The 17,194-nt window shown below is 69.0% G+C and carries 17 protein-coding genes; 12 read left to right on the forward strand and 5 right to left on the reverse strand.

The genetic code is table 11. The annotated features are described in order from the left end of the window. Position 1: 1 nt before the first annotated feature. The 4 genes from L3Q67_RS17295 to L3Q67_RS17310 all read left to right on the forward strand — a co-directional run bounded on the left by L3Q67_RS17295 (position 2) and on the right by L3Q67_RS17310 (position 3,331). On the forward strand, positions 2-946 hold the full coding sequence (locus L3Q67_RS17295; protein WP_499190472.1) for a F0F1 ATP synthase subunit gamma: 945 nt from the start codon (positions 2-4) through the stop codon (positions 944-946). Beyond that, the gene (gene atpD / locus L3Q67_RS17300) at positions 946-2,373 is read left to right on the forward strand and encodes a F0F1 ATP synthase subunit beta (RefSeq protein ID WP_499190473.1); all 1,428 of its coding nucleotides are present in this window, start codon (positions 946-948) and stop codon (positions 2,371-2,373) included. Before L3Q67_RS17295 ends, atpD begins: the two co-directional genes overlap by 1 nt. A 138-nt stretch (positions 2,374-2,511) precedes the next feature. Further along, on the forward strand, positions 2,512-2,871 hold the full coding sequence (locus L3Q67_RS17305) for a F0F1 ATP synthase subunit epsilon (RefSeq protein ID WP_209670619.1): 360 nt from the start codon (positions 2,512-2,514) through the stop codon (positions 2,869-2,871). A 28-nt stretch (positions 2,872-2,899) separates the two neighbouring features. Beyond that, positions 2,900-3,331, forward strand: a complete 432-nt coding sequence (locus L3Q67_RS17310; RefSeq protein WP_499190474.1) for a DUF2550 domain-containing protein — start codon at positions 2,900-2,902, stop codon at positions 3,329-3,331. Between the two features lie 659 nt (positions 3,332-3,990). On the opposite strand, the gene L3Q67_RS17315 is transcribed toward L3Q67_RS17310, so the two are convergent. After that, the gene (locus L3Q67_RS17315) at positions 3,991-4,560 is read right to left on the reverse strand and encodes an ATP:cob(I)alamin adenosyltransferase (RefSeq protein WP_499190475.1); all 570 of its coding nucleotides are present in this window, start codon (positions 4,558-4,560) and stop codon (positions 3,991-3,993) included. A 95-nt stretch (positions 4,561-4,655) separates the two neighbouring features. On the opposite strand from L3Q67_RS17315, the gene murA reads away from it, so the two are divergent. Continuing rightward, entirely contained in the window at positions 4,656-5,933 is a 1,278-nt protein-coding gene (gene murA / locus L3Q67_RS17320; protein ID WP_499190476.1) for a UDP-N-acetylglucosamine 1-carboxyvinyltransferase, read from the forward strand. 23 nt (positions 5,934-5,956) lie between these two features. Continuing rightward, positions 5,957-6,385: a pyridoxamine 5'-phosphate oxidase family protein gene (locus tag L3Q67_RS17325; protein WP_499190477.1), complete on the forward strand. Its 429-nt coding sequence runs from the start codon at positions 5,957-5,959 to the stop codon at positions 6,383-6,385. Between the two features lie 6 nt (positions 6,386-6,391). Here L3Q67_RS17325 and L3Q67_RS17330 read toward each other — a convergent pair whose 3' ends face one another. Next, complete coding sequence (locus L3Q67_RS17330) at positions 6,392-7,012, reverse strand: LysE family translocator (RefSeq protein ID WP_499190478.1); 621 nt, start codon at positions 7,010-7,012, stop codon at positions 6,392-6,394. Positions 7,013-7,130: 118 nt separating this feature from the next. Between L3Q67_RS17330 and L3Q67_RS17335 the strand changes: the two genes are divergently transcribed. Then, on the forward strand, positions 7,131-9,149 hold the full coding sequence (locus L3Q67_RS17335; RefSeq protein WP_499190479.1) for a protein meaA: 2,019 nt from the start codon (positions 7,131-7,133) through the stop codon (positions 9,147-9,149). On the opposite strand, the gene L3Q67_RS17340 is transcribed toward L3Q67_RS17335, so the two are convergent. After that, positions 9,132-10,589: a type VII secretion protein EccC gene (locus L3Q67_RS17340; protein ID WP_499190480.1), complete on the reverse strand. Its 1,458-nt coding sequence runs from the start codon at positions 10,587-10,589 to the stop codon at positions 9,132-9,134. The two genes, L3Q67_RS17335 and L3Q67_RS17340, sit on opposite strands and share 18 nt — an antisense overlap. A gap of 65 nt (positions 10,590-10,654) precedes the next feature. Between L3Q67_RS17340 and L3Q67_RS17345 the strand changes: the two genes are divergently transcribed. After that, complete coding sequence (locus tag L3Q67_RS17345; protein WP_499190481.1) at positions 10,655-11,428, forward strand: Clp protease/crotonase-like domain-containing protein; 774 nt, start codon at positions 10,655-10,657, stop codon at positions 11,426-11,428. Positions 11,429-11,532: 104 nt separating this feature from the next. Here L3Q67_RS17345 and L3Q67_RS17350 read toward each other — a convergent pair whose 3' ends face one another. Then, the gene (locus tag L3Q67_RS17350) at positions 11,533-12,495 is read right to left on the reverse strand and encodes a hypothetical protein (protein ID WP_499190482.1); all 963 of its coding nucleotides are present in this window, start codon (positions 12,493-12,495) and stop codon (positions 11,533-11,535) included. 194 nt (positions 12,496-12,689) lie between these two features. Further along, positions 12,690-13,175 carry an NUDIX domain-containing protein gene (locus L3Q67_RS17355; RefSeq protein ID WP_499191560.1) on the reverse strand — a complete coding sequence of 162 codons (486 nt, stop codon included), beginning with the start codon at positions 13,173-13,175 and terminating at the stop codon, positions 12,690-12,692. A gap of 102 nt (positions 13,176-13,277) precedes the next feature. Here L3Q67_RS17355 and nucS point away from each other — a divergent pair, with 102 nt between their 5' ends. The 4 genes from nucS to L3Q67_RS17375 all read left to right on the forward strand — a co-directional run bounded on the left by nucS (position 13,278) and on the right by L3Q67_RS17375 (position 17,148). Then, positions 13,278-13,937, forward strand: a complete 660-nt coding sequence (gene nucS / locus L3Q67_RS17360; protein WP_499190483.1) for an endonuclease — start codon at positions 13,278-13,280, stop codon at positions 13,935-13,937. A gap of 189 nt (positions 13,938-14,126) precedes the next feature. Continuing rightward, positions 14,127-15,815, forward strand: a complete 1,689-nt coding sequence (locus L3Q67_RS17365; RefSeq protein ID WP_499190484.1) for a sodium:solute symporter family protein — start codon at positions 14,127-14,129, stop codon at positions 15,813-15,815. A gap of 12 nt (positions 15,816-15,827) precedes the next feature. Next, positions 15,828-16,079 (forward strand): hypothetical protein, encoded by a 252-nt coding sequence (locus L3Q67_RS17370; RefSeq protein ID WP_395904241.1) that lies wholly within the window; start codon positions 15,828-15,830, stop codon positions 16,077-16,079. Between the two features lie 55 nt (positions 16,080-16,134). Next, positions 16,135-17,148, forward strand: coding sequence for a DUF3558 domain-containing protein (locus L3Q67_RS17375; protein ID WP_499190485.1), 1,014 nt, complete (start codon positions 16,135-16,137; stop codon positions 17,146-17,148). Positions 17,149-17,194: the final 46 nt, after the last annotated feature.

Here is a 17,194-nt window from a genome sequence, read left to right on the forward strand (position 1 = left end):
CATGGCCGCACAGCTACGCGAACTGCGGTCGCGCATCCGCGCGACCAAGTCGATCGGGAAGATCACCAAGGCGATGGAGCTCATCGCCACCTCGCGCATCACCAAGGCGCAGGCCAGGGTGGCCGCTGCCCGTCCGTACGCGGAGGAGATCACCAACGTGCTCTCCGCGCTGGCGGGCGGGGCGGCCAACCTCGACCACCCGATGTTGGTCGAGCGGGAGAACCCGCGGCGGGCGGCCGTGCTGATCGTGACCAGTGACAAGGGCCTCTGCGGTGCGTACAACGCCAACGTGCTGCGTGCCGCCGAGGAGCTGCTGTCGCTGCTGCGCTCGGAGGGCAAGACCCCCCAGGTCTACGTGATCGGTGCCAGGGGACTGAAATACTTCCTCTTCCGCGACCGCGAGGTCGTCGACAGCTGGACCGGGTTCTCCCAGCAGCCCGCCTTCGAGAACGCCAAGCCTGCCGCGGAAACGCTGGTCGAGGCGTTCCTGGCCGGGGCGGACGACGAAGGCGACCGCCCGGGTGAGGACGGGGTGCTCGGCGTGGACGAGATCCACGTGGTCTACACCGAGTTCCACTCGATGCTGACCCAGAAGCCGGTCGCCAAGCGGGTCGCCCCGCTCGAGGTCGAGTACACCGAGGAAGGGCAGGAGGCCCCCAGCGGCCTGCAGTCCTCCTACGAGTTCGAGCCCAGCGCGGACCGGCTGCTCGCCGCCCTGCTGCCGAAGTACATCAACACGCGGATCTACGCGGCGTTGCTGGAGTCGGCGGCCTCGGAGCTGGCCGCGAAGCGGACCGCGATGAAGTCGGCCTCGGACAACGCAAGCGATCTGGTGAACTCGCTCACCCGGGAAGCGAACCAGGCGCGCCAGGCGCAGATCACCCAGGAGATCAGCGAAATCGTCGGGGGCGCTGACGCGCTCGCCGGAGTGGGAAGTGATGATTGATGACTACGACTGAATCCGCAGCCGCCAAGGGCAGGATCGTCTCGGTGACCGGTCCGGTCGTCGACGTCGAGTTCCCCCGCGGCGCCGTCCCCGACCAGTTCAACGCGCTGACCGTCGAGATCGAGTTCGAGCAGCTGCGCAAGACGGTGACCCTCGAGGTGGCCAGCCACCTCGGTGACAACATCGTCCGCACCATTTCGCTCCAGCCGCAGGACGGCCTGGTGCGCGGTGCCCCGGTGACCGACACCGGCGGCCCGATCAGCGTGCCGGTGGGCGACAAGGTCAAGGGCCACGTCTACAACGCGCTCGGCGAGTGCCTCGACGAGCCGGGCTACGGCGCCGACCTGGAGCGGTGGGGCATCCACCGCAAGCCACCGGCGTTCGACCAGCTCGAGGGCAAGACCGAGATGCTGGAGACCGGCCTCAAGGTCGTCGACCTGCTCACCCCGTACGTGCAGGGTGGCAAGATCGGCCTCTTCGGTGGTGCCGGCGTGGGCAAGACGGTGCTGATCAAGGAGATGATCACCCGTGTCGCCCGCAACTTCGGTGGCACCTCGGTGTTCGCCGGGGTCGGCGAGCGCACCCGTGAGGGCAACGACCTGTTCCTGGAGATGAGCGAGGACGGCGTCATCAACGACACCGCTCTCGTGTTCGGCCAGATGGACGAGCCGCCGGGCACCCGTATGCGGGTCGCCCTGTCCGCGCTGACCATGGCGGAGTACTTCCGCGATGTGCAGAACCAGGACGTGCTGCTGTTCATCGACAACATCTTCCGGTTCACCCAGGCCGGTTCCGAGGTTTCGACCCTGCTGGGCCGGATGCCGTCGGCCGTGGGTTACCAGCCGACGCTGGCGGACGAGATGGGTGAGCTGCAGGAGCGGATCACCTCGACCCGTGGTCGCTCGATCACCTCGATGCAGGCGATCTACGTGCCGGCGGACGACTACACCGACCCGGCCCCGGCGACCACCTTCGCCCACCTGGACGCCACCACCGAGCTTTCGCGGGCGGTGTTCCAGAAGGGCATCTTCCCGGCGGTGGACCCGCTGGCGTCGACCTCGACCATCCTCGACCCGGCGATCGTCGGCGAGGAGCACTACCGGGTGGCCTCCGAGGTCATCGCGATCCTGCAGAAGTACAAGGAGCTGCAGGACATCATCGCGATCCTCGGCATGGACGAGCTGTCCGAGGAGGACAAGCTCACGGTGAACCGGGCGCGCCGCATCGAGCGCTTCCTGTCGCAGAACATGCTCGTCGCCGAGCAGTTCACCGGGCAGCCGGGCTCCACCGTGCCGCTGACCGAGACCATCGAGGCCTTCGACAAGATCGCCAAGGGTGACTTCGACAGCTACCCGGAGCAGGCGTTCCTGGGGATCGGCGGGCTCGAGGACCTCGAGAAGAAGTACCGCGAGATCACCAAGAAGTAGGCGTTCCCCTGGTGGCGGGGCCGGGTGTCCTCAGTGGACTCCGGCCCCGTCGTCCGGTAGTGGGCCCGGCGCGCGGCGAGCCTGCTATTACACTCAAGTACAAGCGCGCCCGATGTGAAGGAGAGCCACGTGGCTGAGATGTCCGTTGAGCTTGTCGCGGTCGAGCGTCGCCTCTGGTCGGGCGAGGCCACCTTCGTGGTCGCCCAGACCACCGAGGGTGAGATCGGCATCATGCCGGGCCACGAGCCGGTGCTGGGCCAGCTGGTCGAGGGTGGCGTGGTCAAGGTGAACACCACCGACGGCGAGACCTTCGTCGCCGCGGTCCACGGCGGTTTCCTGTCCGTGACCGCGGAAGCGGTGATCATCCTCGCCGAGTCCGCCGAGCTGGCCGACGAGATCGACGTGGCCGAAGCCAGGAACGCGCTCCAGCAGGCCGATGACGAGGCCGAGCGGGCGAGGGCCGCGGCGAGGCTGCGGGCGGCCGGGCAGACGGCCTGAGCGAGCAGGCGACGAGCGGGAGCCGGCCATGGACGTCAGTTTGATGGTCTTGTGGCTCCTGCTGGCCGTGCCGCTGGTCGCGATCTGGTACGCGATGCGGTGGGTCCGGATGCGGCGCGGGGGCGGCGTGAGCGTCGCCCTGCGCTGGCGGCCCGATGACAGCCGGGAGAGCTGGCACCTGGGGATCGGCCGGTACGAGGGCGAGGAGTTCGTCTGGTACCGGGTGTGGAGCCTGCGGTTGAAGCCGGACCGGGTGTACCGGCGGGAGAACCTGGAGATCGCCGACCGGCGGGACCCGGAGGGCTACGAGTCGTATGCCGTCCCGGCGGGCTCGAAGGTGCTCCGCTGCGAATCCGGGGGCCAGCACCCGATCGAGATCGCCATGGGCCCAGGCGCCCTCACCGGCTTCCTCTCCTGGCTCGAATCCGCCCCCCCCGGCCGCCGAGTCCACTGGAGCTAACCCCACCCGCACCCGAGTCCCACACTCAGGCACCCGAGTCCCACACTCGGGCACCCGAGTCCCACGTTCAGGCAGCCGAACTCCACACTCGGGCAGCCGAGTCCCACATTCAGGCACCCGAGTTCCACATTCGGGCCCGAACTCCACGTTGAGGCAGCCGAGTTCCACATTCGCGCCCGCGTATCCGACGTTCAGGCAAGCCGAACCCCGCATCCAGGCAGCCGAGTCCCACACTCGGGAAGCCGAGAGCCACGTTCGGAACGCTGAGTTCCACGTTCGCGAGGCCGAGTTCCACGCTCGGGCACTCGAACTTCACGTTCAAGCTGCCGAGCTCCTCATTGGCGCTGCTGAGTTCTGCGCTCGCGTACCTGAGTCCCGCCTTCGTGAGGCCGAACTCCACATTCGTGAAGCTTGGGTGCTGCGTCCGCGTGGGTCGTGGCCGGGCACGCGGTGGCGGGCTCAGGCCGGGCGAGCCTGCCCGAACGTAGGGTTCAGCTGCCCGAATGCGGGGTTCGCCTTCCTGAACGTGGAACTCAGCCGCCTGAATGTGGGGTTCGGCGTCCTGACTGTGGGGCTCGGGTGCGGGAGCGTGGGGCTCGGCGTCCTGAGTGTGGTGTTCGGGTGCAGGAGTGTGGGGTTCGGATGCCTGAGTGTGGGGGTCAGGCGCCGCCGGGGGTCCAGAGGATGTCGCCGTTCGGGTTGGCCAGGCGGGCCAGGATGAACAGGAGGTCGGAGAGGCGGTTCAGGTATTTGACGGCTACCTGGTTCGTCGCGTCCGGTTCGGCTTCGACGAGGGCCCAGCCCGAGCGTTCCGCCCGCCGGGCCACCGTCCGCGCCTGGTGCAGGAACGCCGCCCCCGGCGTGCCCCCCGGCAGGATGAACGAGGTCAGCTTCGGCACCCGCTCGTTGAACCGGTCGCACCACCCCTCCAGCCGCTCCACGTACGCCTCGGTGATCCGCAGCGGCGGGTACGGCGGATCCTCCACCACCGGCGCGCACAGGTCCGCCCCCACGTCGAACAGGTCGTTCTGCACCGCCCTCAGCACCTCGGCGACCTCGTCGGACAGGCCGCCGACGGCGAGCGCCAGCCCGAGCACCGAGTTCGTCTCGTCGACGTCGGCGTAGGCGCCCAGGCGCGCGGAGGTCTTCGGCACGCGGGAGCCGTCGCCGAGCGCGGTGGTGCCGTTGTCGCCGACCTTGGTGTAGACGCGATTGATCCGTACAGGCATACCGCCGAGGCTAGCCGTTCACGAACGCCGTGGCCCCCGTCCGGAGGCGGACCCGTCCACCGGCCCGCCTGGTGCGGCAGGCATTATTGGCGCCCATGAGCGAGCACTTCGACGTCCATGGCGGCGCCCGGCTGGTCGGTGAGGTCGATGTGGTGGGGGCGAAGAACAGCGTCCTCAAGCTGATGGCCGCGGCCCTGCTGGCCGAGGGCACCACCACCATCACCAACTGCCCGCAGATCCTCGACGTGCCGCTGATGGCGGATGTGCTGCGCAGCGTCGGCTGCGAGGTGGAGCTGGACGGCGGCACCGTGCGCATCACCACCCCCGTCGAGCTGTCGCACCGCGCCGATTCGGCCGCGATGGGCAAGCTGCGTGCGTCGGTCTGCGTGCTGGGCCCGCTGGTCGGCAGGCTGCGCAAGGCCGTGGTGGCGCTGCCCGGTGGCGACGCGATCGGCCAGCGGCCGCTGGACATGCACCAGAACGGCCTGCGCAAACTGGGGGCCACCAGCACCATCGAGCACGGCTGCGTGGTCGCCGAGGCCGAGGGCCTGCACGGCGCGCAGATCTGGCTGGACTTCCCCAGCGTGGGGGCCACCGAGAACATCCTGATGGCGGCCGTGCTGGCCGAGGGCACCACGGTGATCGACAACGCCGCACGCGAGCCGGAGCTGGTCGACATCTGCCAGATGCTCACCGAGATGGGCGCCAAGATCGAAGGCGCGGGCACCTCGACGCTGACCGTGCACGGCGTGGAGCAGCTGCACCCCACCCAGCACCAGGTGATCGGCGACCGGATCGTCGGCGCGACCTGGGCCTTCGCCGCCGCGATGACCCGCGGTGACCTGACCGTGCGCGGGGTCAACCCACACCACCTCGACCTGGTGCTGGACAAGCTGCGCCTGGCCGGCGCGGACGTGACCACCTTCGACGGCAAGGGTTTCCGGATCGTGCAGGCCGAGCGGCCGACCGCGGTGGACTGGGTGACCCTGCCCTTCCCGGGCTTCGCCACCGACCTGCAGCCGTTCGCGGTGGCGCTTTCGGCGGTCTCCGAGGGCACCTCGATGATCACCGAGAACGTCTACGAGGCGCGCTTCCGCTTCATCGAGGAGATGATGCGGCTGTCCGCGGACGCCCGTACCGACGGCCACCACGCCGTGGTCCGCGGCATCGAGCGGCTGTCCAGCGCGCCGGTCTGGGCCTCCGACATCCGCGCCGGTGCCGGGCTGGTGCTGGCCGGGCTGTGCGCCGACGGCGTCACCGAGGTTTGGGATGTCTTCCACATCGACCGCGGTTACCCGCATTTCGTGGAGAATCTGAACCGGCTGGGTGCCCGCATCGAACGCGTCACCGGGGACCCCGACCGCGCCAGGTGACCGCGAGGGAACAGGGGAACCCGATGTCGTTGACGATGTCCGCCGAAGAGCGCCAGAACTTCCTGGCCGAGGTCCACGTCGGTGTGGTGGCGGTGGAGCGGCCCGGCCGCGCACCGCTGGCCGTGCCGATCTGGTACGGCTACCGGCCCGGCGGCGAGGTGGTGCTGTGGACCAGCACCGACTCGGTGAAGGGCAGGCTGATCCGGGAGGCCGGGCGGTTCACCCTCACCGCGCAGACCGAGGACTGGCCGTACCGGTACGTCTCCGCCGAAGGACCGGTCGTCGCCTTCGACGAGCCCGCGTCGCCCGAGGTGGTGCGGGAGATCGCGATCCGGTACCTCGGGCCGGAAGAGGGCGCCAAGTTCACCGACGAGAACTACCAGGCCGAGGGTTCCGTGGTGATCCGGATGCGGCCCGAGCGCTGGTTGAGCACCGACTACACCAAGTTGTGAGCGGGCTCAGGCTTCGGCGGCCAGCAGGGCGCCGAAGCCGAGCAGCGCGCCGCCGGTGACCGCGTCCAGCGTGCGGCGGACCCGGCGGCGCCGCAGCCAGACCCGCACCCGGTGCACGAAGAACAGCAGCACCATCAGCCAGGCGAAGCCCAGCACGCCGACGGTGTAGGCGAGCAGCAGCGCGTCCCAGGTGGTGGTGACCGCCGGGTCGAGGAACTGCGGCAGCACCGACAGGTACAGGATCAGCACCTTCGGGTTGGTGATGTTGGACAGGAAGCCCTCGCGGAACCGCCGGAACCCGCGGGCCCCGCTCGTGCCGTCCAACGCCTGGTAGTCGCCCTTCCAAGCACCACGCAGAGCTTGGACGCCGAGGTAGCAGAGGTACGCCACGCCGAGCCACTTGAGCGTGAGGAACAAGGGCTGCGAGTGCGCGATCACCGCGCCGAGGCCGAGCGCGGCCGCGCTGCCCTGCAGCAGGTTGCCGATCAGGATGCCGGAACTGGCCACCAGGCCGCCGCGGAAACCCCCGGCCAGCGAGTTCTTCAGCACCACCATGGTGTCCGGCCCGGGGGCCAGCACGACCAACACCACCACGGCCAAGTAGCTGCCATACACACTCCAAGTCACGATCTTCGAGGCTAACGGGTGAACCCGGCGTCTCGCTCGCTGTTTTCGGTCACAGTGGAACCGCCGATGATGTTACCGGCGAGTACACTCGCCGAAACGCCCATTCTGGGAGGTAGCCGTGCCCTATCCGACGGACCGCGAGCGCGACCGGCCTTGGGTGATGCGCACCTACGCCGGGCACTCTTCCGCCGCCGCGTCGAACGAGTTGTACCGGCGGAACCTCGCCAAGGGGCAGACCGGCCTGTCGGTCGCCTTCGACCTGCCCACGCAGACCGGCTACGACGCCGACCACAAACTCGCCAAGGGCGAGGTCGGCAAGGTGGGCGTGCCGGTGGCGCACATCGGCGACATGCGGCGGCTGTTCGACGGCATCCCGCTCGCCGAGGCGAACACCTCGATGACCATCAACGCGCCCGCCATGTGGCTGCTTTCGCTGTACGTGACGGTCGCGCGGGAGCAGGCCGAGGCCGAAGGTCGCGACGTGGAGGAGGTGCTGGCGAAGCTCACCGGCACCACGCAGAACGACATCATCAAGGAGTACCTCTCCCGCGGCACCTACATCTTCCCGCCGGGGCCCAGCCTGCGGCTGATCACCGACATGATCGCGTGGACGGTGCACCACGTGCCGCGCTGGAACCCGATCAACATCTGCAGCTACCACCTCCAGGAAGCCGGGGCGACGCCGACGCAGGAGGTCGCCTACGCGTTGTGCACGGCGATCGCGGTGCTCGACGCGGTCCGCGACTCCGGCCAGGTGGAGCCGTCGGACATGGCCAAGGTGGTCGCCCGCATCTCCTTCTTCGTCAACGCCGGCGTGCGGTTCGTCGAGGAGATGTCGAAGATGCGCGCGTTCACCGCCCTGTGGGACGAGATCACCAGGGACCGTTACGGCGTCGAGGATCCGAAGGCCCGGCGGCTGCGCTACGGCGTGCAGGTCAACTCGCTCGGGCTGACCGAGGCGCAGCCGGAGAACAACGTGCAGCGGATCGTGCTGGAGATGCTCGCCGTGTCGCTTTCGCGCGGTGCCAGGGCGCGGGCCATCCAGTTGCCCGCCTGGAACGAGGCGCTCGGCCTGCCGCGGCCGTGGGACCAGCAGTGGGCCCTGCGCATGCAGCAGGTGCTCGCCTACGAGACGGATCTGCTGGAGTACGAGGACATCTTCGACGGCTCGCACGTGATCCAGTCCAAAGTGGACGAGATCGTCGCCGGTGCCCGCGAGGAGATCGCGCACGTGCAGGAGATGGGCGGTGCGGTCGCCGCGGTGGAGAGCGGCTACATGAAGTCGCAGCTGGTCTCCTCGTTCGCCGACTACCGGCGCAGGGTGGAGACCGGTGAGCAGGTGCTGGTCGGGGTGAACAAGTTCGACACCACCGAGCCGAGCCCGTTGCAGGCCGAGGGCGCCAAGGCGATCGAGACGATCGACCCGGTGGTGGAGAAGCAGGCGGTCAGCGCGCTGGAGGAATGGCGGTCCACCAGGGACAGCGAAGCCGTCGAGCGCTCACTGGAGAACCTGCGTGCGGTCGCGAAGACCACGGAAAACCTGTTCGACGCCACGCTCGCCTGCGCGGCGGCCGGGGTGACGACGGGGGAGTGGGCCGGCGCGCTGCGCGAGGTGTTCGGCGAGTACCGCGCACCGACCGGCGTGAGCGCGGCCTCCAGTTCCGGCGACTCCGGCGAGCAACTCGAACGGGTGCGCAGGCGGGTCCGGGAAACCGGTGACGAACTCGGTGAACGGCTGCGCATCCTGGTCGGCAAACCCGGCCTGGACGGGCATTCGAACGGCGCCGAGCAGGTCGCCGTGCGCGCCCGTGACGCCGGGTTCGAGGTCATCTACCAGGGCATCCGGCTCACACCCGAGCAGATCACCGCCGCCGCGGTGCAGGAGGGCGTGCACGTCATCGGGCTGTCGGTGCTTTCCGGCTCGCACCTGGAAGTGGTGCCGGAGGTGGTCGACGGCCTGCGCGCGGCCGGGGCCGGTGACGTGCCGGTGATCGTCGGCGGCATCATCCCGCCCGACGACGCGAAGCTGCTCACCGAGCGCGGGATCGCCAGGGTGTTCACGCCCAAGGACTACGAACTGACCGAGATCATGGACGAGATCGTGACCGTGGTCCGGGAGTCACGCGGACTCTCCTAGTTCTTGGTGCCACGGCACCAGTACCGGTTTGCCGCCGTACTCGGCGAAACCGACCGCGGGCAGCCCCGGCCGTCCGCCGGGTGCGGTGCCGGGTAACTCCTTGCCGGTCAGCCGCAGCGCTGGGGCGTCCTCCAGCGCTGCGACGATCGGCTTGGTGGCCATCGCTTCGGTGCCCGCGGCGATGAACCGCAGGCCGATCTGCCGGCCGTGGGGAAGCAGTTCCAGCAGCGGCTGCAGTTCGTCGGCTTCCGGCGGGATCGCGTCGTAGTCGTCCACCACGAAGAAGAGGTCCGGGCCGTGCCAGTCCTGGCCGAGGCGCTTGCGGATGGAGGTCACCGCGTCGCTGACGATGGTGCGCAGCTCGGCGGGGTTGGTCGCGTAGGCGAGCAGCCGTTCCGGCTCGACGAGCCCGAGCAACTGCCGCCGTGGATCGGCCACGATGACCACCGCGTCCGCCACGGTGTACCGCTCCCGGATGCCGCACAACACCGTGCGCAGCACCGAAGTCCGGCCGGTGCGCCGCTCACCGAAGACCAGCAGGTGCGGCTCGTCGGCGAAGTCCAGTTCCAGCGGTGAGTAGAACTCCTCGGGCAGGGCGAACGGGATGCCGTCGCCCTCGTTGCGTTCGCGCACCACGTCGTAGGTGACCGTGCCGAGCGGTGGCCACAGCGGCCGGGCTCGATTGCCGAGCACGCTCATCAGCTCACCCAGCCGCGCGAGCATGCCTTCGGGCACCCTGGCCAGCTCGAACCGCCGTGGCGGCCGGGTGAAGTCGCTTTTGAGGTAACCGTTGCCGGGCAACGCGGGCAGCGGCGCCACGTCCGGCACACCGAGGATCTGGCCGTCCGTGGCCGGGGTCGCGCTGGGCAGCGCGATGCGGCAGGGCGCGAAGGCGTAGAGCCCGCGCAGCGCGCCGCTGGGCGTGGTGCGGCCGGTCAGCAGCAGGTGCAGGCGGAGGTCGTCGCCGAGTTGCGCGGCCCGGAGCAGGCTGTCGGCCAGCAGCGGTTTGCGGGCGCTCGCCTCGCCGATCTCGTCGACCACCACGACCAGCGCCGGCGCCTTGCCGATGTCCCCGGACTCGCGCAGCCGGATGCGGTGGCGGATCTCGTCGTCGAGCAGGTCGGTCAGCTGGTCGGCGTCACGGGCGACGGTGGCCACGTGCGGCAGCTGCGCCAGCCCGTCGGCGGTGCCCGCCAGCAGGAAGTTCACGAACTCGGGGGAGTTCCGCACGGCCAGCCCGGTCACCACGGTCCGCACCAGCTCGGACTTCCCGCTGCCCGGCATGCCGACGCAGACGCAGTGCGCGGCGAGGTCGAGCTCCACCGGCTCGCCGGACTCGCCGTGCCCCAGCGGGGTGCGCAGATCGACACCGGTGCTCCACGCGGTCCGGAGCGTCTGTGAATCGTCGGGGCCTTCGACCCCGAGTAGATCGAGCAGCACGTGCTCAGCCTGCCACAACCCGGCGCTGGTTGAGGGGGTTCGCGCGGGGGCCTACGGTCGGGGACATGGGCGAGTACCAGCACCTGATCCGCGAGCAGGACGGCGACACCGTCACCATCACGATGAACCGGGCGGCCCGGCGGAATTCGCTGTCCGCCGAGCACCTCGCCGAGTTGCTCTCGGCGTTCCGCGAAGCCGGTGAGTCCGACGCGACGGGCATCGTGCTGGCGGGCGCGGGGCCGGTTTTCTCGGCGGGGCACGACTTCGCCGACGTGGCCGCGCGCGACCTGACCGGGGTGCGTGAGCTGCTGCGGTTGTGCACGGACCTGATGCAGGCGATCCAGTCGGTGCCGCAGGTGGTCATCGCGCGGGTGCACGGCCTGGCGACGGCGGCGGGCTGCCAGCTGGTGGCCTCGTGCGACCTGGCGATCGCCGCGGAGTCCGCCGGGTTCGCGCTTCCGGGCGGCAAGGGCGGCTGGTTCTGCCACACCCCGGCGGTGCCGGTGGCCAGGGCGATCGGGCGCAAGCGGCTGATGGAACTGGCGCTGACCGGTGACGTGGTGGACGCGGCCACCGCGCTGGACTGGGGACTGGTGAACCGGGTGGTGCCGGACGCCGAACTGGACGCGGCCGTCGCGGACCTGCTGGCCAGGGCGACGCGGGGGAGCCGGGCGAGCAAGGCGCTCGGCAAGCAGACGCTGTACGCGCAACTCGACCGCCCGGAAGCCGACGCCTACACGATCGCGCTGGAGGTCATGGCCGCCGCGTCCCAACTGCCGGGGGCCAAGGAGGGCGTGGCCGCCTTCCTGGAAAAGCGCCGGCCCTCCTGGCCCGACTGACCCGGTCCAATGCTATGAGTGGGGCATTACTTGCATTGAATGCTAGTAATGCCCCACTCATAGCAATCATGGCTGGCCGTGGGGCTGCGCCCACGAGCCGGGGGTTACGTGAGGAAGCTGTCGTTCGCCCAGGCGGTGCCCAGCGGGTACTGGCCGGAGTACCAGGTGAAGCCGCCGACCTCGGTGGTGGTGTTCAGGAACGCCACCAGCTGCCCGTTCGCGCTCAGCCTGCTGAGCAGGTCGGGCTTGCCGTTGAGGTCGACGTCCTTGATTTCGAAGGCGTTCGCCAGGTCCCAGCCCTCGCTGAGGATCTGGAACTCCGGTGCGGCCGCGGCGGCCTTGGCACCCGGTGCGGCGGCGTGGGTCACCGCGCGCTTGGGGGCCGGGCTCGCCGACTTGGCCGCCGGTGCCGGCTCACCGTAGTAGGCGACCAGCTGGCTGCCCTGGCGCACCACCCAGTCGCTGTAGCCGTCGAAGTTCAGGTCGGCGATGTCGAACTGGTCGATGCCCGACCAGCCGGTGCCCATCTCGAACGCCGGGCTGACCACGACCTGGCCGTTCTCGATGCCGGTGAGCCAGGTGAAGATCTTGCCGGTGCTGATCTCCCGCGCGGTGACGTCGACGAGGCCGTTGCCGTCCTCGTCGTAGAGCGCCTTGTGGTCGAAGAAGTTCCAGCCCCAGCCGCCGTACTGGGTGGTGCCGTTCAGCGTGGCGAACGGGTTGGCCGGGCTGTAGGCGCCGGAGTGCTTGTGCGCGGTGATGATGCCGTTGACCTCGGCGAGCACGTCGGGGTGCCCGTCACCGGAGATGTCACCGGCGGAGAGCCAGTGCGCGTTGTTCCAGCCGTTGTTGATCGGCGTCGACGACCCGTAACCCACGGGGACCGCCGCGGACACGGCCAGCTGCCCGTTGGGCTTGCGGGTGAGCAGGTCTTCGTGGGTGTCGAGGGTGAAGTCCCGGTCGCGGCCGGTGAACTCGCCGTCCGGCGCGGCCGAGGCCGCGGGTGCCAACGTCAGCGCGGCCAGAACCGCGGCGGAGATTCCGATGACAGAACTGCGCAAAGACATACCCGTCCCTTGGTAGCAAATAGCACTGATGTTCGAGCAGCTGCCTTACCTGATCCAACCTACCCGAACTTCACCTTGCTGTGAAACGGTTTCCCCTGCTCAGCACCCATGTTTCAAGCAGGGCTGAAATCGTCCGCCCAGTGGCAGGTCAAGGGCTTTGTGAGCTATCGCAGAATGCTTGACATCAATTGTCTTCACTGCTCGTGCAGGCGGAGCAATCCGTATGCGGCAATTGTCGGAGCGTCGGTTATTTCCCCACTGAGAATCATTTTCTCGAACTTCTCGCGGGTGAACCACTCGGTGCGCATGTCCTGTTCTTCGAGTTCCCGGTGCGGTGGGCCCTCGTGCAGGTCGGTGGCGAGGTAGACCCGGCCGCGCTGGCTGGTCAGGCCCGGTGCGAGCGAGAGGCGGGCCAGTTCGACCATCGAGCCGGCTTCGAGCCCGGTCTCCTCGCGCAGCTCGCGCGCGGCGAGTTCGGCCGGGTCGAGGTCCGCCCGGTCCGGCGCGGTGCCCTGGACGAATTCCCAGGTCCGCTCGCCGAGCGGGTAGCGGAACTGCCCGACCAGGTGCAGCCGGTCGCCGTCGAGCGGGATGACCAGTGCGAATTCGGGCTTGTCCACCACGCCGTAGATGCCGGTGCTGCCGTCGGGGCGGCGGATGTCGTCCTCGCGCACGGTCATCCAGTTGTTGCGGTAGACCTCGCGGGAGCTGATGCGTTCGATCACCCGTCCAGTATCGGGGTGTCTGATCGAGGCCACCGCGGGTTGCCCTACCCTCGCCGGGTGCGTCTTGTCATCGCTCGCTGCCAGGTCGACTACGCCGGCCGCCTCACCTCCCACCTGCCGATGGCCAACCGGCTGCTGCTGATCAAGGCCGACGGCTCGATCTCGATCCACTCGGACGACCGGGCCTACAAGCCGCTGAACTGGATGAGCCCGCCGTGCTGGCTCATCGAGGACCGCGACATCTGGACCGTGCAGAACAAGGCAGGCGAGAAGCTGGTGATCAGCATCGCCGAGCTCCTGCACGACTCCGCGCACGAGCTCGGCGCCGAGCCCGGCCTGGTCAAGGACGGGGTCGAGGCGCACCTGCAGGAGCTGCTGGCCGAGCACATCGGCACCCTCGGCGAGGGCTATTCGCTGGTGCGCCGCGAGTTCCCGACCGCGATCGGCCCGGTCGACATCATGGCCCGCGACGCCGAGGGCGCCTCGGTGGCCGTGGAGATCAAGCGCCGCGGGGAGATCGACGGGGTCGAGCAGCTGACCCGCTACCTCGAACTGCTCAACCGGGACCCGCTGCTCGCACCGGTCCGCGGGGTGTTCGCCGCGCAGCAGATCAAGCCGCAGGCGCGCACGCTCGCCGAGGATCGCGGCATCCGCTGCCTCACGCTCGACTACGACAAGCTGCGCGGCACCGATTCGGACGAATTCCGCCTCTTCTGAGCCCACTTCCCGCTCGCTGACCTGCGAGGCACGCTCCGGAGTCGTACGCTCACCGCGACTCCGGTCACCGAACTGCGCGCACAAGGCGGGAACTTTCGCCAAACCTCCCCTGTACCGGTTCAGCCGGATGCAGTAAGGTCCGCCCGTTGGTCGGTCTTGTTGGATAATGTTTGAACTTGGAGGTGGCCGGTGGGTGTGCTCGCTGAGGCGAACCTGCGGCTGGACGCGAACGCGGTGGACTACGTCCTGCTGGCGTTCTACTTCGTTCTGGTACTGGGTATCGGCTACCTCGCCCGCAGGCAGGTGTCGACCAGTCTCGACTTCTTCCTCTCCGGACGGTCACTGCCCGCCTGGGTGACCGGTCTCGCCTTCATCTCGGCGAACCTCGGCGCGATCGAGGTCATGGGGATGTCGGCGAACGGCGCGCAGTACGGGATGCCGACCGCGCACTACTTCTGGATCGGCGCGGTTCCCGCGATGCTGTTCCTCGGCATCGTGATGATGCCGTTCTACTACGGTTCGAAGGTCCGCAGCGTGCCGGAGTTCATGCTCCGCCGCTTCGGCAAGCCGGCGCACCTGGTCAACGGCATCAGCTTCGCCGTGGCGCAGATCCTGATCGCGGGCGCGAACCTGTTCCTGCTGGCCACCGTGGTCAACGTGCTGCTCGGCTGGCCGATCTGGGTGTCGGTGATCCTGGCCGCGGTAATCGTGCTCGCCTACACCGCGCTCGGCGGCCTGTCCGCCGCGATCTACAACGAGGTGCTGCAGTTCTTCGTGATCGTCGCCGCGCTGGTGCCGCTCACCTTCGTCGGCCTCTACAAGATCGGCGGCTGGGAGGGCCTGGTGGACCGGGTGACCGCCAGCCCCGGCGGTGGTGAGCAGCTGAACTCCTGGCCGGGCAACGAGCTGACCGGGTTCGGCAACAACTTCCTGTCCGTGCTCGGCCTGGTCTTCGGCCTCGGGTTCGTGCTCTCCTTCGGTTACTGGACCACGAACTTCGTCGAGGTCCAGCGCGCGATGGCCTCGAAGAGCATGTCGGCCGCGCGCCGCACGCCGATCATCGGTGCCTTCCCGAAGCTGCTGATCCCGTTCATCGTGATCATCCCCGGCATGATCGCCGCGGTCACGGTCAGCGAACTGGCCGCCTACAAGGCCGGTGACGTGGCGGGCTCCGGTGGCGTCGACTACAACGACGCGCTGCTGCTGCTGATGCGCGACCTGCTGCCCAACGGCATGCTCGGCATCGCGATCGCCGGTCTGCTGGCCTCGTTCATGGCAGGCATGGCGGCGAACCTCAGCTCGTTCAACACGGTGTTCACCTACGACATCTGGCAGTCCTACATCAAGAAGGACAAGCCGGACGGCTACTACCTCAGCTTCGGCCGCCTGGTCACCGCCGGTGGCACCATCCTGGCGATCGGCACCGCGTTCATCGCGTCCAGCTACTCGAACCTGATGGACTACCTGCAGCAGCTGTTCTCGTTCTTCAACGCGCCGCTGTTCGCCACGTTCATCCTGGGCATGTTCTGGAAGCGGATGACCGCGACCGCGGGCTGGACCGGCCTGGTGTCGGGCACGCTCGCCGCGATCGGCGTGTTCATCCTCGCCGAGTCCGGGGTCTGGGACCTGCCGGGCCAGGGTGCCAGCTTCATCGGTGCCGGTGCGGCCTTCGTGGTCGACGTGGTGGTCAGCGTGGCGGTCACCTACGCCACCCAGCCCAAGCCCGAGGCGCAGCTGGTCGGCCTGGTGTACTCGCTGACGCCGAAGGACTCGCTGAAGCACTCGGACACCGGCGAGGACAGCGGCTGGTACCGCAAGCCGGGGCTGCTGGCCGGCATCGTGCTGGCGATCACCATCCTGCTGAACATCATCTTCTAGGAGGGCCGGGACATGAGCACGGAATCCACCCCGCGCCGCGCCGGCGGCTTCGACATCCGGCTGATCATCGCCCTGCTGATGGGCGTCTACGGCTTGGTCATCCTGGTGATGGGCATCGGGTTCACCACCCAGGAGGAACTCGACCGCGCCGACGGGCTGAACATCAACCTGTGGGCGGGCATCGCCATGCTGGTCTTCAGCGCGGCCTTCGTGCTGTGGGCGAAGCTGCGGCCGCTGACGGTGCCGCCGTCGGCCACCGAATGAGGTAATGACGAGGTTGTGCACGCGTGGCGGCCGGTGGGCCGCTACCGTGCACCCCGTGTCTTCAGCAGTGCGTTTCCGGGCCGCGGTGACCGCCGCGGCGGCTGTTCTCCTGCTCGGTTCGGTCGCCGGCTGCGGTGCCGACCTGGCCCGCTCGAACTTCCAGCGCACCACGGTGCCGCCGGAACCGGGCGGGTCGGGCGGCACCGGCCCGGCCCCGGCAGGGGAGATCACCGACGCGGCCGTGTCGGCCAAGGCGCTGCGGCTGATCGAGCCGTGCGCGCTGCTCTCGGCCGAAACGTTCAGCGGTATCGGCACCCCCGCCGAACCGCGGCCCAGCGGCTGGGACCGCTGCGCGGCCGACGTCACCGACGCCGGGCAGAAGAAGATCAAGATCTCGCTCGAGATCGGCGGCATCATCATCGGCCCGATCGAAGACGCGAAGACCGCCGTCGAGGGCCTGCCGCAGCTGGAGAAGAAGGACGGCGACACCTGCACCGTCACCGCGGTGACCAGGAAGGAACCGAAGTCCGGCATCGTGCTGCAGGTCGACTACGTCGGCGGTGACCCCTGCGGGGCCGGGCGCACCGCGATGCAGCGCCTGGTCAAGAACCTGCACAGCAATCCGAAGAAGCACCCCCAGCCGCCCGGCACGGTGGTCGGCGTGGACGCCTGCGCGAGCGTGGACACCGCGGTGGTGGCCGAGGCGCTCGGCGGCAAGCCGAACGACCCGTTGCCGGTGGGCCTGCACGGCTGCTCCATCCGCACGCGCACGCCGCAGGTGATGATCAGCTTCCGGCCCACCTCCGCCCCGGCCGAGGAGGACGGCTCCAGCCGGGTCGACCTCGGCGGCGGGGTCCAGGGCTTCGCCAAGACCAGGGTCGACGACGAGCCGGAGTGCACGGTGACCTGGCAGCACCTGGTGACCGGCAAGGACGAGTACAACCAGGACCTCGCCGAGCAGGCCGAAGTGGACTACAACGGCGGTGACGGCACGCCGGAATCGGACAAGTCCTGCGAGAAGGCGGTCAAGATGGCCAAAAGCGTGGTCGCCAAGCTCCCCAAGGCCTGACGCGCGTCTTCCTTGGCGCGGGCGGGCCGGGGGAGGTAGGAAGGTC

The organism is Saccharothrix sp. AJ9571, assembly GCF_021725495.1.
GTDB lineage: Bacteria > Actinomycetota > Actinomycetes > Mycobacteriales > Pseudonocardiaceae > Amycolatopsis > Amycolatopsis magusensis.